Annotated in this window: 22 protein-coding genes and 3 pseudogenes; 15 read left to right on the top strand and 10 right to left on the bottom strand. The window is 68.5% G+C overall.

The genetic code is table 11. The features are described 5' to 3' along the window. The first annotated feature begins 2 nt into the window (after positions 1-2). Positions 3-287 (top strand): hypothetical protein, encoded by a 285-nt coding sequence (locus G6N25_RS06800; RefSeq protein WP_083077610.1) that lies wholly within the window; start codon positions 3-5, stop codon positions 285-287. On the opposite strand, the gene G6N25_RS06795 is transcribed toward G6N25_RS06800, so the two are convergent. Both G6N25_RS06795 and ramB read right to left on the bottom strand, forming a co-directional pair. Continuing rightward, the gene (locus G6N25_RS06795) at positions 284-862 is read right to left on the bottom strand and encodes a carboxymuconolactone decarboxylase family protein (RefSeq protein WP_083077608.1); all 579 of its coding nucleotides are present in this window, start codon (positions 860-862) and stop codon (positions 284-286) included. The two genes, G6N25_RS06800 and G6N25_RS06795, sit on opposite strands and share 4 nt — an antisense overlap. After that, a complete protein-coding gene (gene ramB, locus G6N25_RS06790; protein WP_083077607.1) occupies positions 859-2,283 on the bottom strand; it encodes an acetate metabolism transcriptional regulator RamB in 1,425 nt (474 codons plus the stop codon). The genes G6N25_RS06795 and ramB overlap by 4 nt, the downstream gene beginning before the upstream one ends. A 158-nt stretch (positions 2,284-2,441) precedes the next feature. Between ramB and G6N25_RS06785 the strand changes: the two genes are divergently transcribed. Then, positions 2,442-3,236: an acyl-[acyl-carrier-protein] thioesterase gene (locus G6N25_RS06785; RefSeq protein WP_083077605.1), complete on the top strand. Its 795-nt coding sequence runs from the start codon at positions 2,442-2,444 to the stop codon at positions 3,234-3,236. 268 nt (positions 3,237-3,504) lie between these two features. Beyond that, entirely contained in the window at positions 3,505-4,791 is a 1,287-nt protein-coding gene (gene aceA, locus G6N25_RS06780) for an isocitrate lyase (protein ID WP_083077604.1), read from the top strand. Between the two features lie 159 nt (positions 4,792-4,950). Here aceA and G6N25_RS06775 read toward each other — a convergent pair. Continuing rightward, positions 4,951-6,242, bottom strand: a pseudogene (locus G6N25_RS06775) (IS110 family RNA-guided transposase). A gap of 423 nt (positions 6,243-6,665) precedes the next feature. On the opposite strand from G6N25_RS06775, the gene G6N25_RS06770 reads away from it, so the two are divergent. Continuing rightward, the gene (locus tag G6N25_RS06770) at positions 6,666-7,529 is read left to right on the top strand and encodes a 3-hydroxybutyryl-CoA dehydrogenase (RefSeq protein ID WP_083074480.1); all 864 of its coding nucleotides are present in this window, start codon (positions 6,666-6,668) and stop codon (positions 7,527-7,529) included. 86 nt (positions 7,530-7,615) lie between these two features. After that, positions 7,616-8,476 carry a cyclopropane mycolic acid synthase family methyltransferase gene (locus G6N25_RS06765; protein ID WP_083074481.1) on the top strand — a complete coding sequence of 287 codons (861 nt, stop codon included), beginning with the start codon at positions 7,616-7,618 and terminating at the stop codon, positions 8,474-8,476. 11 nt (positions 8,477-8,487) lie between these two features. Here G6N25_RS06765 and pcaA read toward each other — a convergent pair whose 3' ends face one another. From pcaA to G6N25_RS06750, 3 genes are all read right to left on the bottom strand, one after another. Then, positions 8,488-9,351 (bottom strand): cyclopropane mycolic acid synthase PcaA, encoded by an 864-nt coding sequence (gene pcaA, locus G6N25_RS06760; RefSeq protein ID WP_083074482.1) that lies wholly within the window; start codon positions 9,349-9,351, stop codon positions 8,488-8,490. A gap of 149 nt (positions 9,352-9,500) precedes the next feature. Beyond that, complete coding sequence (locus G6N25_RS06755; RefSeq protein ID WP_083074483.1) at positions 9,501-10,511, bottom strand: prenyltransferase; 1,011 nt, start codon at positions 10,509-10,511, stop codon at positions 9,501-9,503. 13 nt (positions 10,512-10,524) lie between these two features. Next, positions 10,525-11,226: a TetR/AcrR family transcriptional regulator gene (locus tag G6N25_RS06750; RefSeq protein ID WP_083074484.1), complete on the bottom strand. Its 702-nt coding sequence runs from the start codon at positions 11,224-11,226 to the stop codon at positions 10,525-10,527. Between the two features lie 133 nt (positions 11,227-11,359). Here G6N25_RS06750 and G6N25_RS06745 point away from each other — a divergent pair, with 133 nt between their 5' ends. The 5 genes and pseudogenes from G6N25_RS06745 to deoC all read left to right on the top strand — a co-directional run bounded on the left by G6N25_RS06745 (position 11,360) and on the right by deoC (position 15,109). Further along, the gene (locus G6N25_RS06745; RefSeq protein WP_142272669.1) at positions 11,360-12,742 is read left to right on the top strand and encodes a DUF445 domain-containing protein; all 1,383 of its coding nucleotides are present in this window, start codon (positions 11,360-11,362) and stop codon (positions 12,740-12,742) included. Positions 12,743-12,826: 84 nt separating this feature from the next. Continuing rightward, positions 12,827-13,247, top strand: a pseudogene (locus tag G6N25_RS06740) (helix-turn-helix domain-containing protein); the annotation flags it as partial. A gap of 143 nt (positions 13,248-13,390) precedes the next feature. After that, the gene (gene hbhA / locus G6N25_RS06735; RefSeq protein WP_083074486.1) at positions 13,391-13,984 is read left to right on the top strand and encodes a heparin-binding hemagglutinin HbhA; all 594 of its coding nucleotides are present in this window, start codon (positions 13,391-13,393) and stop codon (positions 13,982-13,984) included. 87 nt (positions 13,985-14,071) lie between these two features. Next, a complete protein-coding gene (locus G6N25_RS06730) occupies positions 14,072-14,359 on the top strand; it encodes a DUF2516 family protein (RefSeq protein ID WP_083074487.1) in 288 nt (95 codons plus the stop codon). A 63-nt stretch (positions 14,360-14,422) separates the two neighbouring features. Next, complete coding sequence (gene deoC / locus G6N25_RS06725; RefSeq protein WP_083074488.1) at positions 14,423-15,109, top strand: deoxyribose-phosphate aldolase; 687 nt, start codon at positions 14,423-14,425, stop codon at positions 15,107-15,109. A gap of 11 nt (positions 15,110-15,120) precedes the next feature. Here the strand turns inward: deoC and G6N25_RS06720 are convergent, their stop codons facing one another. From G6N25_RS06720 to G6N25_RS06710, 3 genes and pseudogenes are all read right to left on the bottom strand, one after another. After that, positions 15,121-16,137: an LmeA family phospholipid-binding protein gene (locus G6N25_RS06720; protein WP_083074489.1), complete on the bottom strand. Its 1,017-nt coding sequence runs from the start codon at positions 16,135-16,137 to the stop codon at positions 15,121-15,123. Next, a pseudogene (locus G6N25_RS06715) lies at positions 16,134-16,954 on the bottom strand (carbon-nitrogen hydrolase family protein). Before G6N25_RS06715 ends, G6N25_RS06720 begins: the two are co-directional and overlap by 4 nt. A 10-nt stretch (positions 16,955-16,964) precedes the next feature. Further along, entirely contained in the window at positions 16,965-17,492 is a 528-nt protein-coding gene (locus G6N25_RS06710; RefSeq protein WP_083074491.1) for a DUF2505 domain-containing protein, read from the bottom strand. Positions 17,493-17,518: 26 nt separating this feature from the next. Here G6N25_RS06710 and G6N25_RS06705 point away from each other — a divergent pair, with 26 nt between their 5' ends. After that, positions 17,519-18,634 carry a UDP-N-acetylmuramate dehydrogenase gene (locus G6N25_RS06705; RefSeq protein WP_083074492.1) on the top strand — a complete coding sequence of 372 codons (1,116 nt, stop codon included), beginning with the start codon at positions 17,519-17,521 and terminating at the stop codon, positions 18,632-18,634. A 48-nt stretch (positions 18,635-18,682) separates the two neighbouring features. Continuing rightward, positions 18,683-20,077: a L,D-transpeptidase gene (locus tag G6N25_RS06700; protein WP_142272671.1), complete on the top strand. Its 1,395-nt coding sequence runs from the start codon at positions 18,683-18,685 to the stop codon at positions 20,075-20,077. Here the strand turns inward: G6N25_RS06700 and G6N25_RS06695 are convergent. Continuing rightward, positions 20,061-20,810 carry an SDR family NAD(P)-dependent oxidoreductase gene (locus G6N25_RS06695; RefSeq protein WP_083074494.1) on the bottom strand — a complete coding sequence of 250 codons (750 nt, stop codon included), beginning with the start codon at positions 20,808-20,810 and terminating at the stop codon, positions 20,061-20,063. The genes G6N25_RS06700 and G6N25_RS06695 overlap by 17 nt on opposite strands. 173 nt (positions 20,811-20,983) lie before the next feature. On the opposite strand from G6N25_RS06695, the gene G6N25_RS06690 reads away from it, so the two are divergent. Genes G6N25_RS06690 through G6N25_RS06680 form a run of 3 tightly spaced genes read left to right on the top strand, consistent with a single transcriptional unit; the run spans position 20,984 to position 24,251 of the window. After that, positions 20,984-22,309: an ROK family protein gene (locus G6N25_RS06690; protein ID WP_372506730.1), complete on the top strand. Its 1,326-nt coding sequence runs from the start codon at positions 20,984-20,986 to the stop codon at positions 22,307-22,309. A 59-nt stretch (positions 22,310-22,368) separates the two neighbouring features. Next, positions 22,369-23,721 carry a D-inositol-3-phosphate glycosyltransferase gene (mshA, locus tag G6N25_RS06685; RefSeq protein ID WP_083074496.1) on the top strand — a complete coding sequence of 451 codons (1,353 nt, stop codon included), beginning with the start codon at positions 22,369-22,371 and terminating at the stop codon, positions 23,719-23,721. Beyond that, positions 23,718-24,251: a type III secretion system chaperone family protein gene (locus tag G6N25_RS06680; RefSeq protein ID WP_083074497.1), complete on the top strand. Its 534-nt coding sequence runs from the start codon at positions 23,718-23,720 to the stop codon at positions 24,249-24,251. The genes mshA and G6N25_RS06680 overlap by 4 nt, the downstream gene beginning before the upstream one ends. Position 24,252 lies beyond the last annotated feature (1 nt).

Below are 24,252 nucleotides of genomic sequence, written 5' to 3'. Positions count from 1 at the left end.
CGATGAACACCAGCGAATCCACGGGCACCATTGCGGGGGCCGCCGGCGGGGTCGCCGCGGGCTATGTCCTGTGGCTGCTGGCCTTTTCGGTCGCCGACGACAACGCGGCGGTGGGCCGATGGGCGCCGATGGTGCTGCTGCTGTCGGTCGTGCTGGCGGTCGGCGCGGTGCTGTGGGGCGCGGTGTTGCGCCGGCGCGGGAACTACGTGTGGTCGGGGTTCGGCTTCGGCCTGCCCGTGCTGCCCGTGGCGCTGACGTTGGCCGTGCTGGCCGACGTCTACTTCTAGCCGTGCGGGTTGTCCAACGGGACGTCCAAGGCGGCGATCGTCGCGGCCAGGCCGTCGTATTGGGTTGCGAGCAAGCAGAATTCGATGAGCCGGCGCCGATCGAGGTGTGTCGCCAGCCGCTGCCAGGTGCCGTCGCTGATCGACCGGTCCTTGATCAACTCGTCGGTCGCCGTCAGCAGCGCCTGCTGGCGGGCGCTGAGTATCTTTCGCGGGCCGTCGCCTTCCGGGGCGTCCGGCCAGGCGAAGATCGTGGCCTGCATGTGAGCATCGAGACCGTACTGGCGCGCCATCCGGCGGTGGTGCTGCAGCTCGTATTCGGAAGAGCGCAAATGCGCGACGCGCAGGATCACCAATTCGGTGTCGACGCGTGGCAGCCGGCCCCGCAACAGCCGGCCACCGTAGAGGGACCACGCCCAGAACAGGGCTTGACGCTGACCGAGCGTGGTGAACAGATGCATCTCGGGCGCCCGCGTCGCGCGCGCCGCCAACTTCGCGACCACCCAGTTGATCGGTCCCAGCTGGCGCAGCCTGCCGGACGGGATGCGCCCGGCGGGGCCGGCTTGAGCGGCGCTCACGCTTGCTTCACCAGGTACGGGGACACGGTGCTGCGGTGCTCGTCGAGATCGAGCGCCCGCCCCAACGCCGGGAACGCCCGCTGCGGGCAGTTGTCGCGTTCGCAGACACGGCAACCCGCGCCGATCGGTGTGGCGATGTTCTCCAGATCGCCCGCCAAGTTCAGTCCTTCCGAGTAGACGAGCCGGTGGGCGTGGCGAAGCTCGCAGCCCAGCCCGATCGCGAAGGTTTTACCGGGCTGACCATACCGCGCGGCGCGGCGCTCCACGGTGCGGGCCACCCACATGTAGTTGCGGCCGTCGGGCATCTGGGCGATCTGCACCATGATCTTGCCCGGGTTGGCGAACGTTTCGTACACGTTCCACAACGGGCACGTGCCGCCGCTGGAAGAGAAGTGAAAACCGGTGGCCGACTGTCGCTTTGACATGTTGCCCGCCCGGTCCACCCGGACGAACGAGAACGGCACCCCGCGCATCGTCGGCCGCTGCAGCGTCGAGAGCCGGTGCGCGATGGTCTCGTAGCTCACCGCGTAGAACGATGACAACCGCTCGACGTCGTAGCGAAAGTTCTCGGCGACGTCGTGGAACTGGCGGTAGGGCAGCACCGCGGCGGCGGCGAAGTAGTTGGCCAGCCCCAGCCGGGCCAGCGTGTGCGACTCCTCGCTGGTGAACTTGCCCTCGGCGACCAGGGCGTCGATCAGGTCGCCGAACTCGAGGTACGCCAGCTCGGCTGCCATCTTGAAGACCTGCTGACCCGAGGAGAGGTGGTTGCCGATTTCCAGCGTGTTGGTCTTGGCGTCGTAGCGGTGCAAGACGGTGTCGCCGAGATCGATGCGCCTGGTGATGTGCACCCCGTGCACCTCGGTGAGCCGGCGGGTCAGCTCGCGGGCCAGGTCGCCGTGGTGCAACCGCATCTTGATGGTGAGGTCTTCGGCGGCGGTGTCCAGCTCGTGCAGGTAGTTCTGGCGTTGGTAGAAGTAGTCGCGCACCTCTTCGTGCGGCATGGTGATCGACCCGCTGCCACTGCCGTCGGAGTACCGCTCCTCGGTGGCGGCGGCCAGCTGGGCGGTGGTGATCCGGTAGCGGCGGTGCAGGTTGACCACCGCGCGGGCCAGGGCGGGGTGGGCGCCGACCATCTCGGCCACCTCCGTCGGGTCGACGTCGATGTCCAGGTCGCGATCCATCGTCACCTCGCGCAGCTCGGCGACCAGCCGGGTGTCGTCCTGCGAGGCGAAGAAGGTCGCGTCCACCCCGAACACCTCGGTGATCCGCAGCAGCACCGCCACGGTCAGCGGGCGAACGTCGTGCTCGATCTGGTTGAGGTAGCTCGGCGAGATCTCTAGCATCTGGGCCAGCGCGGCCTGGCTGAACCCGCGCTCGTTGCGCAGTTGGCGAACGCGCGAGCCGACGAAGGTTTTGGCCACCTAACACAGCGTACCCGTCGTTGCGAAGGCACCGTTCGCAGAGTTGGCAGCCCGGGACGGTGCCATCATGGTTGGTGTTCGAGAAATCCGATTGGCATGGTTCGCCTCGGGCGTCTGGGTAATAGTTTGGGGTACCGACGAGGATGGGGAGTGAAGTCGTGAGCCTGGACAAAGTGATGATGCCGGTGCCCGACGGCCATCCCGACGTGTTCGATCGCGAATGGCCGCTGCGGGTCGGCGACATCGACCGCACGGGCAGGCTGCGGCTGGACGCGGGCGCCCGGCACATCCAGGACATCGGCCAGGACCAGCTGCGCGAGATGGGCTTCGAGGAGACCCATCCGCTGTGGATCGTCCGCCGCACCATGGTGGACCTGATCCGGCCGATCGAGTTCGGCGACATGCTGCGGATGCGTCGATGGTGTTCGGGCACCTCGAACCGGTGGTGTGAGATGCGGGTCCGCATCGACGGACGCAAGGGCGGCCTGATCGAGTCCGAGGCGTTCTGGATCAACATCAACCGGGAGACCCAGATGCCGGCGCGCATCGCCGACGACTTCCTGGCCGGCCTGCACAAGACCACCTCCGTGGACCGGCTGCGCTGGAAGGGCTACCTGAAGCCGGGCGGCCGTGATGACGCGTCAGAGATCCACGAGTTCCCGGTCCGGGTGACCGACATCGACCTGTTCGACCACATGAACAACGCGGTGTACTGGAGCGTGATCGAGGACTACCTGGCGTCGCACCCCGGCCTGCTGGCGGGACCGCTGCGGGTGACCATCGAACACGAGGCGCCGGTCGCGCTCGGCGACAAGCTGGAGATCATCTCGCACGTCCATCCGGCCGGCTCGACCGACCGATTCGGCCCCAACCTGGCCGACCGGCCTGTTACGACGCTCACATATGCCGTCGGCGACGAGACGAAAGCCGTCGCCGCGATCTTCGCTGTGTAGCGGAACCGGCGACCTCGTCGATTTCCGGTCTGACCTGCAGGGATGTGGTTACTGACGGGTAGCTTCTGAAACGGTTAAGCTAACGTTCGTCTTCGCAAGATTCGCAAATCCGCGTGAACTCATTACGGAAATTGGCAAATGAAACGGGTAGACCTGCCTCAACAAGCTGTGCCATGGTCGAGTTAGCACACCAGTGAAGTTGAGCCCCTAGCTACCGCCGAGAGGCGGCTGGCAGTTCAGCAATGAAGACCGTTAAGGAGTAAGCCCCATGTCTGTCGTTGGCACCCCGAAGAGCCCCGAGCAGATCCAGCACGACTGGGACACCAACCCACGCTGGAAGGACGTCACCCGCACCTACACCGCCGAGGACGTCGTCGCGCTGCAAGGCTCCGTGGTCGAGGAGCACACCCTGGCCCGCCGCGGCGCGGAGGTGCTGTGGGAGGAGCTGCACGACCTGGAATGGGTCAACGCGCTCGGCGCGCTGACCGGCAACCAGGCCGTCCAGCAGGTGCGCGCGGGCCTCAAGGCCATCTACCTGTCGGGCTGGCAGGTCGCCGGTGACGCCAACCTGTCGGGCCAGACCTACCCCGACCAGAGCCTGTACCCGGCCAACTCGGTGCCGCAGGTGGTCCGCCGGATCAACAACGCGCTGCAGCGCGCCGACCAGATCGCCAAGGTCGAGGGCGACACGTCGGTGCAGAACTGGCTGGCGCCGATCGTCGCCGACGGCGAGGCCGGCTTCGGCGGCGCGCTCAACGTCTACGAGCTGCAGAAGGCCCTGATCGCCGCCGGCGTCGCGGGTTCGCACTGGGAGGACCAGCTGGCTTCGGAGAAGAAGTGCGGCCACCTGGGCGGCAAGGTGCTGATCCCGACCCAGCAGCACATCCGCACCCTGACGTCGGCCCGGCTGGCCGCCGACGTCTGCGGCGTGCCGACCGTCGTGATCGCCCGCACGGACGCCGAGGCGGCCACGCTCATCACGTCCGACGTCGACGAGCGCGACCAGCCGTTCATCACCGGCGAGCGCACCCGCGAGGGGTTCTATCGAACCAAGAACGGCATCGAGCCCTGCATCGCGCGGGCGAAGGCCTACGCTCCGTTCGCGGACCTGATCTGGATGGAGACGGGCACCCCGGACCTCGAGGTGGCGCGGAAGTTCTCCGAGGCGGTCAAGGGCGCCTACCCCGACCAGATGCTGGCGTACAACTGCTCGCCGTCGTTCAACTGGCGCAAGCACCTCGACGATGGCACCATCGCGAAGTTCCAAAAGGAGCTTGCCGCAATGGGATTCAAGTTCCAGTTCATCACGCTGGCCGGCTTCCACGCGCTGAACTACTCGATGTTCGACCTGGCCTACGGCTATGCCCGCAACCAGATGAGCGCCTACGTCGAGCTGCAGGAGCGCGAGTTCGCCGCCGAGGAGCGCGGCTACACGGCGACCAAGCACCAGCGCGAGGTCGGCGCCGGTTACTTCGACCGCATCGCCACCACGGTGGACCCGGACTCGTCGACCACCGCGCTCACCGGCTCCACCGAGGAGGGCCAGTTCCACTGAGGCCCTGAGGCCCGCAGGCCCTGAGGCCGCCCGGCCCGCCCGGCCTCCCGGCCCTCGCGAGCAGACGCGGAATCGCATTCCGGCGGCCGGATTTATGCGAGTCTGCGTCTCACTCGAAAATGTGGTGACCCGAAGCGGGTGAGTCGCTGGCCCCTGGTGTTAGGCGACTTCGGTGAGTGGTTCGAGGATGACGTTGTATCCCAGGGCTTCGAGCTGCTTGATGGCGTTGGCCTTGGTCTTGCTGGGGTGGTGGCGGGTGTAGTAGCCGGGGCCGGGGTCGCGGTAGAAAGCGCCGTTGATCAGCATGTTGTAGGCGTCGGTGAGCATCTTGTGTTCCAGGGCGACCAGGGCGATCATGCCCGCTGGTGAGCTGTGCTGGGCTTTGGTTCTGTTCCTGCGTTTTGGCTGGGGTGGGCGGCTGCCGGCGATGCGTCGGTAGCGGGCGTTGTAGTAGGTGTCTTTGCTGCGGGCCGCCGAGAGGGCCGCGACCCCGAGGGCGGCTTTGAGGTAGCGGTTGCCCGCTCGGGTGGCCGCTGATTTGACCCGGCCCGCTGATTCGTTGCAACCGGGCACCACCCCAGCCCACGACGCCAGGTGCGCCGCAGTGGGAAACACGCTCATGTCCGCGCCGGTCTCGGCGATGAACACATCGGCCACGATCGTCGAAAAGCCCGGGATGCTCATGAGTAACTCCCGGATGGCTTGAAAGGGTTGGATCGCCTCCTCGATGCGTTCATCTAGGCGGGCGACGTCGGCGTCGTGGGCGTCGATGCGATCCAGATACAACCGCGTCATGAACGCGTGATGGTCGTTAAACCGCCCGCGCAGCGCCTCGGTGAGCGCGGGGATCTTCTCCCGCAGCCGTTGTTTGGCCAGATCAGCCAGCACCGCCGGATCGCGCTGCCCGGCGATCAGCGCCTCGAGCATCGCCCGCCCGGAGACCCCGACGATGTCAGAGGCCACCGCCGACAGTTTGATCCCGGCGTCTTCGAGCAGTTTCTCTAGCCGCTGAATCTCCTTGGTACGCGCCCGGGTGATCATGGTGCGCGCCCGCGTCAGATCGCGTAACTCCCGAATCGGCTGCGGCGGCACGAACGAGGCGCGTACCAGCCCGTGTGCGCCCAGGTCAGCCAGCCACATCGCATCCGAGACATCGGTCTTGCGGCCAGGCACATTACGCACCGCCTTAGCGTTGGCCAAGATCACCGGCAGCGCATCTTCAAGCAGGTAGTAAAACGGCTTCCAATAATCCGACGTCGATTCGATCACCACACAGCTGACCTGCTCAGCCAGCAGATGCTCGCGCAACGCCAGGATCTGGCTGGTGGTCGAACCCACGTGCTCACCGTCGTCGTGGTGGCGCGCCGACCCTGACCCTGAACCCGGACACAGACCTTGGCGTCCTTCTTGGAAACATCAAGGCCTGCACACCGCCGATGGACCACCTCCATGATCAATCACCTCATCATCTAGAACCTGTTGTTAATCAGCGTGTTCCGGGAAGAGTGAAAACAAACAGGAGTCTCACTCGCGTGCTCACAGGCAACAAACCACGGCCCCCGCACAACCACGGGGTACCCTTCGTCCCAAGCTGCTCGGCGTGCTCACGACAACACAGACGCAACGGGATCCACCGAAACACCCCTCCAGCGTCAACCCCGCCAGCACGCCAAGCAACCACCTAGCCACGCCGAACGACACCACCAAATTTTCATCCCCCACGGCGGGGCCTCAGCCCCCCAGATAGCTGCTCGCGGTAGGAGCTCGCGGTAGGGGCTCGCGGTAGAAGGAGAAGTTGACAGCATAGGCCCCGCCCGGCCAACCTGGGCGGGGCCTATTGCGGTGCATGACAATGCGACTGGAGACAACGACAAGTGAGCGACGCAGCGATCCACCGGGTTGGGGTTGTCGGGGCCGGGCAGATGGGCTCCGGCATCGCCGAGGTTTCCGTCCGCGCCGGCGTGGACGTGACGGTGTACGAGCCGACCGAGGCGCTGATCACGGCCGGGCGCAACCGCATCGTGAAGTCCTTGGAGCGCGGCGTTTCCGCGGGCAAGGTGACCGAGCGGGAGCGCGACCGCGCGCTGAGCAAGTTGACGTTCACCACCGACCTGAAAGACCTGGCCGACCGGCAGCTGGTGATCGAGGCCATCGTCGAGGACGAGGCCGTCAAGGCTCAGGTCTTCGCCGAACTGGACCGGGTGATCACCGATCCCGACGCGGTGCTGGCGTCGAACACCTCCAGCATTCCGATCATGAAGGTCGCCGCGGCCACCAAGAACCCGCAGCGCGTGCTGGGCCTGCACTTCTTCAACCCGGTCCCGGTGTTGCCGCTGGTCGAGTTGGTCAGCACGCTGGTCACCGACGAGGCCGCCGCCGCGCGCACCGAGGAGTTCGCCGGCGCGGTCCTGGGCAAACAGGTGGTGCGCTGCTCGGACCGGTCCGGCTTCGTGGTGAACGCGCTGCTGGTGCCCTATTTGCTGTCGGCGATCCGGATGGTCGAGGCCGGTTTTGCCACCGTCGAAGACGTCGACAAGGCCGTCGTCGCCGGGCTGTCGCACCCCATGGGCCCGCTGCGGCTGTCCGACCTTGTCGGCCTGGACACCCTGAAGCTGATCGCGGACAAAATGTTCGAGGAATTCAAGGACCCGCAGTATGGCCCGCCGCCGCTGCTGCTCCGCATGGTCGAGGCGGGTCGGCTGGGCAAGAAATCGGGTCACGGTTTCTACGCTTACTGATCCGATTGGGCGTCGCAGTGCACGCCGGCCGCCGCCGATCGGTTATCATCGCTCGGCATTCATCAGACGAGAGGTGTCCACCGCGCATGGCCAAGTTGAGGCCCTATTACGAAGAGTCGCAATCCATCTATGACGTCTCAGACGAGTTCTTCGCGCTGTTCCTAGACCCAACGATGGGTTACACCTGCGCATACTTCGAGCGGGACGACATGACCCTCGAAGAAGCCCAGAACGCGAAGTTCGACCTGGCGCTCGGCAAGCTGAACCTCGAGCCCGGGATGACGCTGCTCGACATCGGTTGCGGCTGGGGTGGGGCGCTGGTGCGGGCGATCACGAAATTCGACGTCAACGTCATCGGCATCACGCTCAGCCGCAATCAGTTCGAGTACAGCAAGGCCAAACTGGCCGGGATGCCGACCCAGCGCAACGTCGAGATCCGGTTGCAGGGCTGGGAAGAGTTCGACGACAAGGTGGACCGCATCGTCTCGATCGGCGCCTTCGAAGCGTTCAAGGCGGAACGTTGGCCCGCGTTCTTCCAGCGCGCCTATGACATCCTTCCCGACGACGGCCGGATGTTGTTGCACACGATTTTGACGTATCAATGGCAGGAGATGCCCGCGCGCGGCGTCACGCTGACGATGAACGATGTGCGATTCGCGAAGTTCATCGGCACGGTGATTTTCCCGGGCGGACAGTTGCCGGCGCAGGAGGACATCGTCAAGTTCGCGCAGCCGGCCGGGTTCTCGGTCGAAAGAGTGCAATTGCTGCGCGAGCATTACGAGCGGACGCTGCACATGTGGGCGACCAATTTAGAGGCCAATAGAGAAAAGGCCATCGCGATCCAGTCCGAAGAGGTCTACGACCGCTACATGCACTATCTGACCGGGTGCGAGAACTTCTTCCGCAAAGGGATCACCGACGTGGGGCAGTTCACGCTGACGAAGTAGCGGCCGCGGCCCTACTTTTCCAAGGTGAACTGATTGACGTCGGTGTATCCCTGGCGAAACAGCTTGGCGCAGCCGGTGAGGTACTTCATGTACCGCTCGTAGACCTCTTCGGACTGGATCGCGACGGCCGTTTCCCTGTTGGCCTCGAGCGCGCCAGCCCACAGGTCCAGGGTTTTGGCGTAGTGCAGTTGCAACGACTGGATCCGAGCCACCTTGAAGCCGGCCGCGGACGCGTGCTCGTCGACCGACGGGATCGTCGGCAGCCAGCCGCCGGGGAAGATCTCGGCCAGGATGAATTGGGTGAAGTGAACGATTTCGTGGGTCAGCGGCCTGCCCCGCGCCCGGGCGTCTTTGAAGGTGGGACGCGAGATGGTGTGCAGCAGCATCACGCCATCGACCGGCAGCACCTGGTGGGCCATCTTGAAGAAGCGGCCCCAGCGCTGGCGGCCGAAGTGCTCAAAGGCACCGATCGACACGACCCGGTCGACCGGTTCGTGGAACTTCTCCCAGCCCTCCAGCAGCACCTGCCTGGTGCGCGGGGAGTCCATCTGGTCGAACATTTTCTGGACATGGGCGGCCTGGTTCTCGGACAGCGTCAGCCCGACGACGTTGACGTCGTATTTCTCGATGGCGCGTGCCATGGTGGCGCCCCAGCCGCAGCCGATGTCCAGCAGCGTCATGCCCGGCTCAAGGCGCAACTTGCCCAGCGCCAGGTCGATCTTGGCGAGCTGCGCCTCCTCCAGCGTCATGTCGTCGCGCTCGAAGTAGGCGCAGCTGTAGGTCTGGGTGGGGTCCAGGAACAGCCGAAAGAAGTCGTCGGACAGATCGTAATGGGCTTGCACGTTTCCAAAATGCGGCGTCAGCTGCACGGCCATAACGATGAGAGCCTTTCTTTGTCTCGGAGGCATAGACGCGTCGGCAAACGGCGCATCCTCGTCTGCCCCCGATGCTCCCTGCATGCTAGCCGTTCGGGCGGTTCAAATCGCCCTGCCGGGCGGGATTCGGGTCACACGACTGGCGGGATTCACAAAATGCGCAGCGCGGCGCCGATCGCGAGGCCCACGACCAGCAGCGCCCCCGCCTGACGCACGTGTACCCAGGCCAGCGCCGCGTACCACAGCGGCCACACCGGAAATTTCGGTGGCGGCTCGTCGGGTTTCGGGCGACGGAAGTATGGCCAGACCTTCGCCAGCCGCGGCAGCGCAAAGACGACGAGCAGCGCCGGCCAGGGCATCGCGCCCACCGCGACCGCGACGGCGACCAGCACGTAGAAGCCGACCATCATGGCCAGCGTCACCGCGCGGGCGCGCGCCTCGCCGAGCAGCACCGGCAGCGTCCGTATCCCGAGGGGTTCGTCGTACGGGATCTTGTCGATGTGCTTGCCCATCAGCACCGTCGTGCACAGCAGGCCATAGGGCGGCGACGCCAGCACCACGTCCCAGCCGACCGCGCCGACCGCGGAGTAGTACGTGCCGCACACCATCAGCGGACCCCACACGACGAAGACGTCGGGTTCGCCGAGGCCGCGTTTCTTCAGCCGCAGCGGCGGCGCCGTGTAGGCGACGCTCAGGGCGAACCCGCCGACCGCGAAGGCCACCACGGGCCACCCGCGCGCCCACGCCAGCACGACCAGGATCGCCAGGTCGGCGACGTTGACCGCCAGGATCGCCAGCCCCAGCGTGCGGCGGCCGATCAGCCCGGACAGCACCGGATGGGGGGCGTACAGCGCGCGCGGATAGGTGGCGCTGTCGGTGCCGACCCGGGTGTCGTAGAGGTCGTTCATCAGGTTGTTGGCCGTGTGCGCCAGCGTGATCCCCAGCACGGCCAGGACCAGCCAGCGCCAGTCCAGCCCGGGTTTGCCGACCGCCAGCAACGCGGCCACCAGGCCGGAAACCAGCGTCATCGGCAGCACCGCGGCGCGGGTGACCACGAGCCAGCGCGTGACGAGGTCGACCGGCCCGTCCGGCGGCGGGTTGGTGGTGCGAAGCGCGTAGGCCCACGATCTCAGCCGTGAGCCCACGCTCACGCCAGGCACGGGACCCGCGATCTCATGGCTCTCGCGGCGGCACGATCGGCGAGGGATGCGGCTGCTCGCGGAACTTCTCCAGCGACCCGCCCGCCTCGGCGATCCCGCAGATCGCGCTCCAGCTCAGCATGGTCAGGTAGTCGATCAGCTCGTCGCGGCTCATCCGCGGGTCGGACATCCAGGAGTGGGTGGCCAGCTGCACGCCGCCGACGATCAGGTAGGACCATGGCTCCGCCCCGCCGGTGTCCATCCCGACCTGTTGCATCCGGCGGCGCATCATCACCGCGATCATGCGGGCGATGATGCGCTCGGAGTCGGCGATCACCTTGCTCTTGCTGGCAGAGCTGTTGGACATCACGAACCGATACGGCTCCGGTTCATTCGCCACGGTTTCGACGTACACCCGGATGACCTCGCGGGTCAGGTCGAAGCCGTCCAGGTTGGACGACAGCGCCCCCGCCATGTTGGGGATCAGCGTGGTCTGGGTAAAGCGCATCATCACCGCGGTGGTCAGGTCGTTCTTGTCCTCAAAGTAGCGGTAGAGCACGGTCTTGGAAACGCCGATCTCCGCGGCGATTTCGTCCATGCTCAGGAAGCGGCCGTGCAGGCGAATCGCATCGATCGTGCCGTCAACCAGCTCGTTACGGCGCTCCACCTTGTGTTGGTGCCAGCGCCGCTTGCGGCCGTCCGTCTTCACGGTCACAGCCGGGATCCGCTCTGCCACTGTCGCCGCTTCCCACTCATCAGACGCTCCCGATACTACGGCTTGCGGGTGCTCTTTTGGCGGATGGCCCGCGTGTGTGTGGGCCGCTCAAGCAGGGCGGTAACACTAACCGCCCGCGGCGATACATGATGGTGTGGTGGCACACCGGGCCTCACACGGAGGCGAAGCACCGGGATCGCCGGCGGCGAGGCTGGAGTTGATCGGGCCGTCGACCGGCGCCCGGCAGGCCCGGACGTCCCTGGCGGAGTCCTTCGCCGGGGCCGATCCGCAGGCCGACGCCGAGCGGCGGGCGGCGCTGCGCCGGATGAAGATGGTGGCGCTGGGCTTTCTGGTCGGTGCCACCGGCGTGTTCCTCGCCTGCCGGTGGGCGCAGGGTCACGCCGGCACGGGCGCGTGGGTCGGCTACGTCGGCGCGGCCGCCGAGGCCGGCATGGTGGGCGCCCTGGCCGACTGGTTCGCGGTGACCGCGCTGTTCAAGCACCCGCTGGGCATCCCGATCCCGCACACGGCGATCATCAAGCGCAAGAAGGACCAGCTCGGGGAGGGGCTGGGAGCGTTCGTGCGGGAAAACTTCCTGTCGCCGCCGGTGGTGGAGACCAAGCTGCGGGACGCGCAGGTGTCCGGCCGGCTCGGTAAGTGGCTGTCGGAGGCCGCGCACGCCGAGCGGGTGGCCGGCGAGGCGGCGACGGTGCTGCGGGTGCTGGTGGAGCTGCTGCGCGACGAGGAGATCCAGCAGGTGATCGATCGGATGATCGTGCGCCGCATCGCCGAGCCGCAATGGGGTCCGCCGGTGGGCCGCGTGCTGTCGACGCTGCTGGCCGAGAACCGCCAGGAGGCGCTGATCCAGCTGCTGGCCGACCGGGCGTTCCAGTGGTCCCTGAACGCCGGGGAGGTCATCCAGCGGGTGGTCGAGCGCGACTCGCCGAGCTGGTCGCCCCGCTTCATCGACCACCTCGTCGGCGACCGCATCCACCGGGAGCTGATGGACTTCACCGACAAGGTCCGCCGCAACCCCGACCACGAATTGCGCCGTTCGGCCACGCGCTTCCTGTTCGAGTTCGCCGACGACCTGCAGAACGACCCGGACACGATCGCGCGCGCCGACGCGGTCAAGGAACAGCTGATGGCGCGCGACGAGATCGCCAACGCCGCCGCGACGGCGTGGAAGACGCTCAAGCGGCTCGTGCTCGAGGGGGTCGACGACCCGTCCAGCACGCTGCGGACGCGCATCGCCGACACCGTGGTCCGCATCGGGGAGTCGCTGCGCGACGACGCCGACCTGCGCGACAAGGTCGACAACTGGATCGTGCGGGCGGCCCAGCACCTGGTGTCCCAGTACGGGGTGGAGATCACCGCGATCATCACCGACACGATCGAGCGCTGGGACGCCGAGGAGGCCAGCCGGCGCATCGAGCTGCACGTGGGCCGTGACCTGCAGTTCATCCGGATCAACGGCACCGTGGTGGGCGCGCTGGCCGGGCTGGTCATCTACGCCGTCGCGCAGCTGCTTTTCTAGAAGTGCTAACAAGTGCTTGCAATAGCAAGCACTTGGCCGTAGTCTGGGGTCCGTCACGATCAAACCCAGACCCAGGAGCACCCGATGGCACCCGAGGAGAAGCTCTCCGCCAAGGTGTCGACGGCGGCCTCCGACATGGCGTCCGACCTCGGCAGCTTCATCAGGGACCTGCGCGAGAACGCCCAGGTGTCGGTGCGACAGCTCGCCGAACGCTCCGGCGTCAGCAATCCCTACCTGAGCCAGGTGGAGCGCGGGCTGCGCAAACCGTCCGCCGACGTCCTGAGCCAGATCGCGAAGGCGCTGCGCGTGTCCGCCGAGGTGCTCTACGTGCGGGCCGGAATCCTCGAGCCCTGCGACAAGAGCCAGGTGCGCGACGCCATCATCACCGATACGGCGATCACCGAGCGTCAGAAGCAGATTCTGCTCGACATCTACGCCTCCTTCACCCAACAGAACGAATCCGCGTATGAGGAGTGTCCGAACGAGTCCGACAGCGACGCATGATCGGCCCGGTTTTGGCCGGCATCGCTACGGGGTAGCCGGGCCCAGACATCACAAATTTCCCCTTGCACCAAATTTTCCCAATCACACCCCAATGACACCTAAGTAACGCCGATAACGAAAAACAAACCATGAAAGGAAAACACCATGGCTGAAAACCCAAACATCGACGACTTGCGGGCTCCGTTGCTGGCGGCGCTGGGCGCGGCCGACCTGGCCCTGGCCACCGTCAACGACTTGATCACCAACCTGCGTGAGCGCGCCGAGGAGACCCGCACCGAAACCCGCAGCCGCGTCGAGGAGAGGCGTGCTCGCCTGTCCAAGCTGCAGGATGACCTGCCCGAGCAGCTGACCGAGCTGCGCGACCGGTTCACCACCGACGAGCTGCGCAAGGCCGCCGAGGGCTACCTGGACGCGGCGACCAACCGGTACAACGAGCTGGTCGAGCGGGGCGAGGCCGCGTTGGATCGGCTGCGCAGCCAGCGGCCGTTCGAGGACGCGTCGGCGCGCGCCGAGGGCTACGTGGACCAGGCCGTCGAGCTGACCCAGGAGGCGCTGGGCACCGTCGCGTCGCAGACCCGCGCGGTCGGCGAGCGCGCGGCCAAGCTGGTCGGCATCGAGCTGCCCAAGAAGGCCGCGGCGCCCAAGAAGGCTCCCGCCAAGAAGGCCCCGGCCAAGAAGGCTCCGGCGAAGAAGGTCCCGGCCAAGAAGGCTTCGGCCAAGAAGGTCACCCAGAAGTAGTCGGACACGGCCAACGCACTCGACTCCGGGTCGCCCCACGGCGACTCGGAGTCGACGTTTCGGACGGTCCCCGCATACGCTTAGGGCGTGAACCACCTCGTGGGTACCGTCATGTTGGTCTTGCAGGTCGCCGTCCTGGTGACGGCGGTGTACGCGTTTGTGCACGCGGCGATGCAGCGACCCGACGCCTATACCGCCGCGGACAAGCTGACCAAGCCGGTGTGGCTGGTGATCCTCGGTCTGGCCGTCGCGCTGACGTCCATCCTCAGTTTCGTTTTCGGCGTGCTCGGCATGGCGATCGCGGCGTGCGCCGCCGGCGTCTACCTCGTCGACGTGCGGCCCAAACTCCTCGAAATTCAGGGCAAGTCGCGCTAGCGGGATGAAGGCCCCGCTGGCCGCGCCGGCCGGTGGTCGACGGCGGCTCGAAGAAGCGTTCTAGTGGCGAGCCCACCCACCCGGGCGCAGCTGGCCGCGCTGATCGACCACACCCTGCTCAAACCCGAGGCCACCCGTGCCGACGTGGCCGCCCTGGTCGCCGAAGCCGTCGACCTGGGCGTCTACGCGGTGTGCGTCTCGCCGTCGATGGTGCCGGTCGCGGCGCGCGCCGGCGGCGACATGCGGGTGGCGGCGGTGGCGGGTTTTCCGTCGGGCAAGCACGTGCCGGCGGTCAAGGCGCTGGAGGCCGCGCGGGCCGCGGCGTCCGGCGCCAGCGAGATCGACATGGTCATCGATGTCGGCGTCGCCCTGGCCGGGGATGTCGACGCGGTGCGATCCGACATCGAGGCGGTGCGCGCCGCCGTGCCCCGGGCCGTCCTCAAGGTGATCGTGGAGTCGGCGGTGCTGCTCGGCGGGGCGGACGGCCGCAGGCTGGCGGACGTGTGCCGCGCCGCCGAGGACGCCGGCGCGGACTTCGTCAAGACCTCGACGGGGTTTCATCCCGCGGGCGGGGCGTCGGTGCGCGCGGTCGCCCTGATGGCCGAGACCGTCGGTGGGCGACTGGGCGTCAAGGCCAGCGGCGGCATCCGCACCGCCGCGGACGCCCTCGCGATGCTGGAGGCCGGCGCCACCAGGCTGGGCCTGTCAGGCACCCGGGGGGTGCTCGACGGGCTCGGCCAGGCCCGCTAGAGCCCCGGTCGTCAGATGTTGGCGAAGCAGGGGTCGTTGTCGTTGCCGGCGGGGATGCTGGCGTTCTGCGTCGAAAAGTGGCTCACCACACCGCTATCGGTGACCTGGACGCTGTCGGCGTGAATGCCCAGCGGGTAGTTCTTGGTGAGGTTGGAGGTGAAGTCGTCCAGCGTCGACTGCACGGACTCCTTGGGCATGGTGAACCCGAGCGCGTTGAAGCTGACGATCTGCAGCTGCAACCCGTTGCCGGACACCACCGGCTTGGCCGTGATGTTGTCCAGCATGCCCTTCAACTCGACGGTGCCGTCGGCCGGATGGGTGGTCACGCTGTTGGTGACGAACGGGCCCAGGACCGGGATGGCGTTTTGCACCGACTGCTTGATGCCGTCGGTCGTCCAGGTGATGGTGGCATCCAGCGAGCCGATGGTGCCCTTGGAGTTGCCCGCCGAGTTGAGCCGGACATCCCTGATGTTCAGGGCGAGCTTCATGCCCTTCGCGTCGCGGATCTGGTTGCCGGCCGTCTGCACCGAGATGTTGGTGTAGTGCTTCGTGATCTGCTGCCACAGCATCAGCGGCGCCACCCCGAACGACGCGGTGGCCTGGTCCTTGACCTCGCACGCCACCGCCTGGGCGACCTTGGTGTCCGCCACGTGACGCGCGTACAGCTCGCCTCCGATCAGGCCCGCGACGACGAGCGCGAAGACGATCACGCCGACCAACAGGATGGATAGCGGGTCGCGGAGGAAGCGTCGTTTACGTTTCACCGGTGCCGGTTCTTCGTTCGGAGCGGCCGGCCGTTCCGGGGGGGCCGTGGGCGGGGTCGGCGGAGGCGGGTAGCCGGGCGGGTGCACGCCCGCGTGGGGCGCGCTCAGCTGCTCGGTCTGCGGCGGCGGCGGCGTCTGGGCTGGGCCGCCGGTGCTGATCCGCTCGGTGGGCCGCTCAGTCGGGGGTTGACCGAAGGGGCCCTGGCCGCCCGGACGGGCCCACGTCGACGGGCCCTCGTTGGGTGGTCCTTGCGGGTTCGTCACCTAACCGATTGTGCCCTATCGATCTGGTGAAGTCGGAGCGGTTGCGCAGCACCGCGATGCTGTCGCGGGCCTGGGCCACCCTGTCGACGTCGATATCGGCCACCACCAGTTGCGGGTCGGCGCCGGCCGATGCGACCACCTCACCCAGCGGCGAGGCCACCAGGCTGCCGCCCACCCCGGTCGGCGCGCCCGAGCCGGGGCGGGAGTCGCCGGGGTCGGCCTGACCGACCGCGGCGACGTAGCTCATCGAGTCCAGCGCCCGGGCCCGGGCCAGCAGCGTCCACTGCTCAAGTTTCCCGGGCCCCGAACCCCAGGACGCGCCGACGACGATCAGCTGGGCGCCGCGCCGGGCCAGCTCGGTGTAGAGCGCCGGGAAGCGGATGTCGTAGCAGATGCTCAACCCCACCCGAACGCCGTCGACCGTGATCACCACCGGCTCGCGCCCGGGCGCCACGGTGTGCGACTCGGTGAAGCCGAACGCGTCGTAGAGGTGGATCTTGTCGTAGTGGGCGTTCGGGGTGCCCGGCCCGGCCGCGATCAGCGTGTTCGTCACCCGCCCGTCGCCGGCGGGGGTGAACATGCCGGCCAGCACGGTGAGGCCCGAGTCGGTGGCGATCCGGCGCACACCGTCCGCCCAGGGCCCGTCGACGGGCTCGGCGATCGGCGCCAGCGGCACGCCGAACCGGCACATCGTCGCCTCCGGGAACGCCACCAGCCGCGCCCCCGCGTCGGCGGCCCGGCCGGCGTACTCGCGCACCAGCTGCAGGTTCGCCGCCGGGTCGGCGCCGCTGAGGATCTGCGCCAGCGCGATTCGCATGGGCCCCAGTTTAGGAGTCGTTATCGGCGATCCAGTCCGCGGTCAAGCGTTGTTCCCTGGTCACCAGCTCGGCCAGGTGGGTGCCGATGAGCCGTTCCACCTTGCCGCCGATGATCGGGACCCGCACCTGCACGCTGATCCGGAACGCGAGCCGGGCGCCCCCGGACCCGGCGATCGGCGACAGTTCGCCGGTGCCCGCCACACTCACCGGGGTGTCCACGATCGAGCCCGCGATGGAGGCCGTCGCCGCGCCATCGGTGAGCGGGCCCCACGTCTCTGTGCGCCTGACGCAGAGGTCGCCGCGGTGCAGCTGCTTGACGAGGGCGGCCAGGTTGTGGCTGCGGACCACCTGCAGGGTGACGACCTCGATGGTGCCGTCGCTTCCGGACTCGCCGCCGACCCGCAGCGACTCCAGCTTCGCCTCGTCGACGGGAATGTCGGCCAGCCTGGCCCGCCAGTACCCCTCCTCGCCGAAAGCGCGATGAACCTCCTCGACGCTTTCCTGGAAGTCGGCCGACAAGTCGAATGAACGCGGCATAGCTGGCCAGGCTACCGTTACGGGCCATGAAACCGAGCGGTGCCGGTTCGGTCTTCGCCGGCGCGCACGTCGCCGAGGCGGTGCCGCTGGCGCCGTTGACCACGCTGCGGGTCGGACCGGTCGCGCGACGCCTGATCACCTGCGCCAGCACCGACCAGGCGATCGCCGTCCTGAGGCGGCTGGACTTGGAAGCCCCACCGGCCGGGGGACCGGTACTGGTGTTTGCCGGCGGCTCCAACCTGGTGATCGCCGACACCCTGGCCGGCCTGACGGCGGTGCGGCTGGCAAACGACCGCATCACCGTCGACGGCAACCTGGTGCGCGCGGAGGCCGGCGCGGTGTGGGACGACGTGGTGGTCGCGGCCATCGAGCATGGCTTGGGGGGGCTGGAATGCCTGTCCGGCATCCCCGGATCCGCCGGCGCCACCCCGGTGCAGAACGTCGGGGCCTACGGGGCGGAAGTGTCCGACACCATCACGCGGGTCCGGGTGCTGGATCGCCGCAGCGGGGCGGTGCGCTGGGTGCCGGGCGGCGAGCTGGGCTTCGGGTACCGCACCAGCGTATTCAAGCAGGCGGGGGAGTCCGCGTGCGAAATCCCTTCCGTGGTGCTCGAAGTCGAGTTTGCGCTGGACGCATCGGGCCGCAGCGCGCCGTTGCGCTACGGGGAGCTGACGGCCGCGTTGAACGCGACCAGCGGCGGGCGCGCCGACCCGAAGGCCGTCCGCGAGGCGGTGCTGGGGCTGCGCGCCCGCAAGGGCATGGTGCTCGACGCGGCCGACCACGACACCTGGAGCGTGGGCTCCTTCTTCACCAACCCGGTGGTCCCGCCGGGGGTCTACGAGCGGCTGGCCGACAGTGTCGAGGGGCCGGTTCCGCACTACCCGGCGCCGGACGGCGTCAAGCTGGCCGCCGGCTGGTTGGTGGAGCGCGCGGGCTTCGCCAAGGGCTATCCGGACCCGGACCCGGGCGGCCGCGAAGCGCCGTGCCGGCTGTCCACCAAGCATGCGCTGGCGTTGACCAACCGCGGCGGCGCCACCGCCGAGGACGTGATTCTACTGGCCCGGACCATCCGTGACGGGGTCCGCGATGTGTTTGGCATCACGTTGAAACCGGAGCCCGTCCTGCTCGGGTGCAGGCTGTAGCGGTGAAATTCCTGCCCCGGCACACGATCCGCGAATTGTCGTGGCGGGTTGGAGGTCTTTCAGCACGGTACTTTATTTATCGTGAGCACGTCCTGTCCCCCGCCGCCGATCAACCGGCGCTTGGCCCTGGCGGCCCTCGGGCTCGGCGTGTTCGCCCCCGGCGTATTGGCCGGCTGCGCGGGCACCGTGGCCAAACACGCCGAGAAAAAGGAACCGCCCGCGCCGCGCCTGACGTTCCAGCCGGCCGATACTACCGGCGACGTGGTTCCGATCGCGCCGATCAGCGTCCAGGTGAGTGACGGCTGGTTCCAGAAGGTGGCGTTGACGAACTCGTCGGGCAAGGTGGTTGCCGGGGCGTTCAACTCCGATCGCACCGTCTACACCACGACCGAGCCGCTGGGCTACGACTCGACCTATACCTGGAGCGGTTCGGCCGTCGGCCACGACGGCAGGGCGACGCCGGTGACCGGCAAGTTCACCACCGTGTCGCCGACCAAGAAGATCGGCGGGAGCTTCCAGTTGGCCGACGGCCAGACCGTCGGGGTCGCCGCGCCGATCATCATCCAGTTCGACGCGCCGATCAGCGACAAGGCGGCCGTCGAGAAGGCGCTCACGGTGACCGCCAACCCGCCCGTCGAGGGCAGCTGGGCGTGGCTGCCCGACGAGGCGCAGGGCGCGCGCGTCCACTACCGGACCCGCGAGTACTACCCGGCGGGCACCACCGTCAACGTCGACGCCAAGCTCTACGGTCGGCCGTTCGGCGACGGCGCGTACGGCGCCGAGGACATCTCCCTGAAGATCCAGATCGGCCGCCGGCAGGTGGTCAAGGCCGAGGTCTCCTCGCACCGCATCCAGGTGGTCACCGACGCCGGCGTCATCATGGACTTCCCGTGCAGCTACGGCGAGGCCGACAAGGCGCGCAACGTCACCCGCAACGGCATCCACGTGGTCACCGAGAAGTACTCCGACTTCTACATGTCCAACCCGGCCGCCGGCTACAGCAACATCCACGAGCGCTGGGCGGTGCGGATCTCCAACAACGGCGAGTTCATTCACGCCAACCCCGCCAGTTCGGGCGCACAGGGCAACACCAACGTCACCAACGGCTGCATCAACCTGTCCACCGGCGACGCCGAGGAGTACTACCACACCGCGATCTACGGCGACCCGGTCGAGGTGACCGGCAGCTCGATCCAGCTGTCCTATTCCGACGGCGACATCTGGGACTGGGCGGTGGACTGGGACACCTGGGTGGCGATGTCGGCGCTGCCGCCGACGACCGCTCGCCCGCCGGGCACGCAGATTCCGGTCACCGCACCGGTGACCCCTCCCAACGCGCCCACCCTCTCGGGCACGCCGACGACCACGACGACCACGACGACCACGACGACCACGACGAGCACGACGCCTTCCGGTTCGGAGCCGTCTAGCCCCGGCGGTTGAACCGCGACGCGCTGGCCTGGTCGCGCGGCTTGATGACGATCAGGTCCAGGTCGACGTGGGACGGCCGCGAGGCCACGAACCCGATCACCTCGGCGACGTCGGCCGCCACCAACGGCGTGATGCCGGTGTAGACGGCATCCGCGCGCCGTTGGTCGCCGCCGAAGCGGACCAGCGAGAACTCCGTTTCGACCGCGCCCGGGGCAATCTCGGTGAGCCGCACCGGCTTTCCCAACAGCTCGCCGCGCAGCGTGCGGTGCAGCGCTCCCTGGGCGTGTTTGGCCGCCGTGTAGCCGGCGCCGCCGTCGTAGACCTCGAGCGCCGCGATCGAGGTGACGGTGACGATCAGGCCGTCGCCGGAGTCGACCAGCTTGGGCAGCAGCGCGCGGGTGACCCGCAGCGTGCCCATCACGTTGGTCTCCCACATCCATCGCCAGTGCTCGACGTCGGCCTCGGCGACGGGCTCCAGCCCGCGGGCGCCGCCGGCGTTGTTGACCAACACGTCGACCCGGCCCACTTCGTCGGCCAGCGCCTCCACCGCGCCGGCGTCTGTGACGTCGGCCACAATGGCGGTCCCGCCGATCTCGTCGGCCAGCGCGTTGATCCGGTCCGCCCGCCGCGCCACCGCGACCACGTGAAAGCCTTGTGCCGCAAGTATTTTGGCGGTAGCCTCGCCGATACCGGAGCTGGCGCCGGTGACGACCGCGACCCGTTGGCGCCCCCCTGCTGCATTCACGGGAACAACTCTAATAAACGTGCTAAATTCTCGGAGTGCACCTCAGCGCCCCGTTCAACAACACCGCCGCGTGTCTTTGCGCGGCAAGTGCGTGTTGTTGCCGCGCACTTTGCCGCTCCTGACCTTCAGGTGTGGCCATGACCGGCCACCAGGAACTCGGACAAAGGACGCTCGTGCGCTCGACTACCCTCACCCATAGCCATCATTCGCTCACCCGCAAAAACCACCTGCGGTTGCACCGCCAGATCCTGCCGCCGGCGTTGTACATCTCCGACTCGGCGGCGGCCTCCGTCTTCCGGGCCGTCCGATTGCGCGGCCCGGTCGGCCGTGACGTCATCGCCGGCGTCACCTCGCTGAGCATCGCCACGGTCAACCGCCAGGTCATCGCGCTGCTCGACGCCGGACTCCTGCGCGAGCGCGCCGACCTGGCCGTCTCCGGGGCCATCGGCCGCCCGCGGGTGCCGGTGGAGATCAACCACGAACCGTTCGTGACGCTGGGCATCCACGTCGGCGCGCGAACCACCAGCATCGTGGCCACCGACCTGTTCGGCCGCACGCTGGACACGGTCGAGACCCCGACACCGCTCAGTCCCGCCGGGCCCGCGCTCGCGTCGCTGGCCGAGAGCGCCAGCCGGTACCTGAGGCGCTGGCACCGGCGCCGCCCGCTGTGGGTCGGGGTGGCGATCGGCGGCACCGTCGACAGCGCCACCGGCCACGTCGACCACCCGAGGCTGGGCTGGCGGCAGGCGCCGGTCGGGCCCGTGCTGGCCGACGCGCTGGGCCTGCCGGTGTCGGTGGCCTCGCACGTCGACGCCATGGCCGGCGCCGAGCTGCTGCTGGGGCTGCGGCGGTTCGCGCCGAGCTCGCCGACCAGCCTGTACGTCTACGCCCGCGAGACCGTGGGCTACGCCCTGGTGATCGGCGGACGGGTGCACTGCCCGGCCAGCGGGCCGGGCACCATCGCGTCCCTGCCCGCATACTCCGAGCCGCTCGGCGGCACCGGGCAGCTGGAGTCCGCCGTCAGCGACGAAGCGGTCCTGGCCGCGGCGCGCCGGCTCAAGATCCTTCCCGGCGTCGCGCCCGTCGCCCCGGCGACTCGCGCCGGCGGGTCGGCAACCGCCATGACCGACCTGCTGCGGGTGGCGCGGGCCGGCAACCAGCAGGCCAAGGACCTGCTGGCCGAGCGGGCCCGGGTGCTCGGGGAGGCGGTCGCGCTGCTGCGCGACATGCTCAACCCCGACGAGCTGGTGGTCGGCGGCCAGGCCTTCACCGAATACCCCGAGGCGATGGAACGGGTGGAGGCGGCCTTCGCCGCACGCTCGGTCCTGGCGCCGCGCGACATCCGCGTCACCGCCTTCGGCAACCGGGTGCAGGAGGCGGGCGCGGGGACCGTGTCGCTGGGCGGGTTGTATTCCGACCCGCTGGGCGCGATGCGCCGCGCCGGCGCGCTGGACTCCCGGCTGCGCGACGTCGCTGATGCCGACGAGTCGTCCGCTTAACACCCTGCGCGTCCAGCGCGCTTGGGCCTGGTGGCGGCCCGTCCTGTAAAGATGAGGGTGTGCGGCACGACGAGCTTGTCCGGGACGTCATCCGGCTGAGTGGCCCCCGCCGGGTAGCGGTGTTGGCGGTGCACACCTCACCGCTGGCGCAGCCGGGGACCGGCGACGCCGGCGGCATGAACGTCTACGTGCTGCAGACCGCGTTGCATCTGGCCCGGCGGGGCATCGAGGTGGAGATCTTCACCCGGGCCACCGCGTCGGCCGATCCGCCGGTCGTCCGGGTCGCGCCGGGCGTGCTGGTGCGCAACGTGGTGGCGGGGCCGTTCGAGGGCCTGGACAAATACGATCTGCCCACCCAGCTGTGCGCCTTCGCGGCCGGGGTGCTGCGCGCCGAGGCGTCCCACGAGCCGGGGTACTACGACATCGTGCACTCCCACTACTGGCTGTCCGGGCAGGTCGGCTGGCTGGCCCGCGACCGGTGGGCGGTGCCGCTGGTGCATACCGCGCACACGCTCGCGGCGGTCAAGAACGCGGCCCTGGCCGCCGGGGACGCGCCCGAGCCGCCGCTGCGCACGGTCGGGGAGCAGCAGGTCGTCGACGAGGCGGACCGGCTGATCGTCAACACCGACGACGAAGCCAGACAATTGATCTCGATCCACCACGCCGATCCGGCGCGGATCGACGTGGTCCATCCCGGCGTGGACCTGGACGTGTTCCGCCCGGGCGACCGCCGGGCGGCCCGGGCCGCGCTGGGGCTCCCGCTCGAGGAAGACCTGGTGGCGTTCGTCGGACGGATCCAGCCGCTGAAGGCCCCCGACATCGTGCTGCGCGCCGCGGCGAAATTGCCCGGGGTGCGCATCGTGGTGGCCGGCGGCCCGTCGGGCAGCGGTCTGGCTTCCCCGGACGGACTGGTCGGGCTCGCGGACGAACTCGGCATCGCCGACCGGGTGACGTTCCTGCCGCCGCAGTCCCGCGACGACCTGGCCACCCTGTTCCGGGCCGTTGATCTCGTTGCCGTGCCGAGCTATTCGGAGTCGTTCGGCCTGGTCGCCGTCGAGGCGCAGGCGTGCGGCACGCCCGTGGTGGCGGCCGCGGTGGGCGGCCTGCCGGTGGCGGTGCGCGACGGGATCTCCGGCGCCCTGGTGTCCGGGCACGACGTCGGCGACTGGGCGGACGCCCTCGATCGGCTGCTGCGGCTGGGCCCGCCGCACGCGGAGGCGATGGGCCGCGCCGCCGCCGCGCACGCGGCCGGCTTCTCCTGGGAGAACACCACCGACGCGCTGCTGGCCAGCTATCGACGGGCGATCGGCGACTTCACCGCCGAGCGTCAGCGCCGGGGCGTCCCGATGCCGGACCGGGCGTCGATGCGCAAGCCCCGTCGCTGGGCGCCGCGTCGCGGGGTGGGCGCATGAATTCGACCGTGCAGGCCGTGATCGAGCGCGCGCTGCGGGCCAGCGAGCTGACCTACTCGGAATTCCCCGGGGCGCACGGCGGCCCGCCGGGGTTGGTGGTGGAACTGCCGGGCGAGCGCAAGCTCAAGACCAACACGATCCTGATCGTCGGCGAGCACTCGGTGCGCGTCGAGGCGTTCGTGTGCCGCAAGCCCGACGAGAACCACGAGGGCGTCTACCGGTTCCTGCTCAAGCGCAATCGCCGGCTCTACGGGGTCGCTTACACGCTGGACAACGTCGGCGACATCTACCTGGTGGGCCACATGTCGCTGGCGTCGGTCGACGCCGACGAGATCGACCGGGTGCTCGGGCAGGTGCTCGAAGCGGTGGACTCGGACTTTAATACGTTGCTGGAGTTGGGCTTTCGCTCATCGATTCAAAAGGAGTGGGACTGGCGGGTATCCCGCGGGGAGTCGCTGAAGAACCTGCAGGCGTTCGCCCACCTGATCGACGGCGACGAAGGCGACGACGCGGAGGGCGTGAGAGACTAAC

Origin of the sequence: Mycobacterium heidelbergense (assembly GCF_010730745.1) — a bacterium.
Lineage (GTDB): Bacteria > Actinomycetota > Actinomycetes > Mycobacteriales > Mycobacteriaceae > Mycobacterium > Mycobacterium heidelbergense.
The sequence above is the reverse complement of the archived record's forward strand: the minus strand, read 5'-3'. Positions and strand labels throughout refer to the sequence as shown.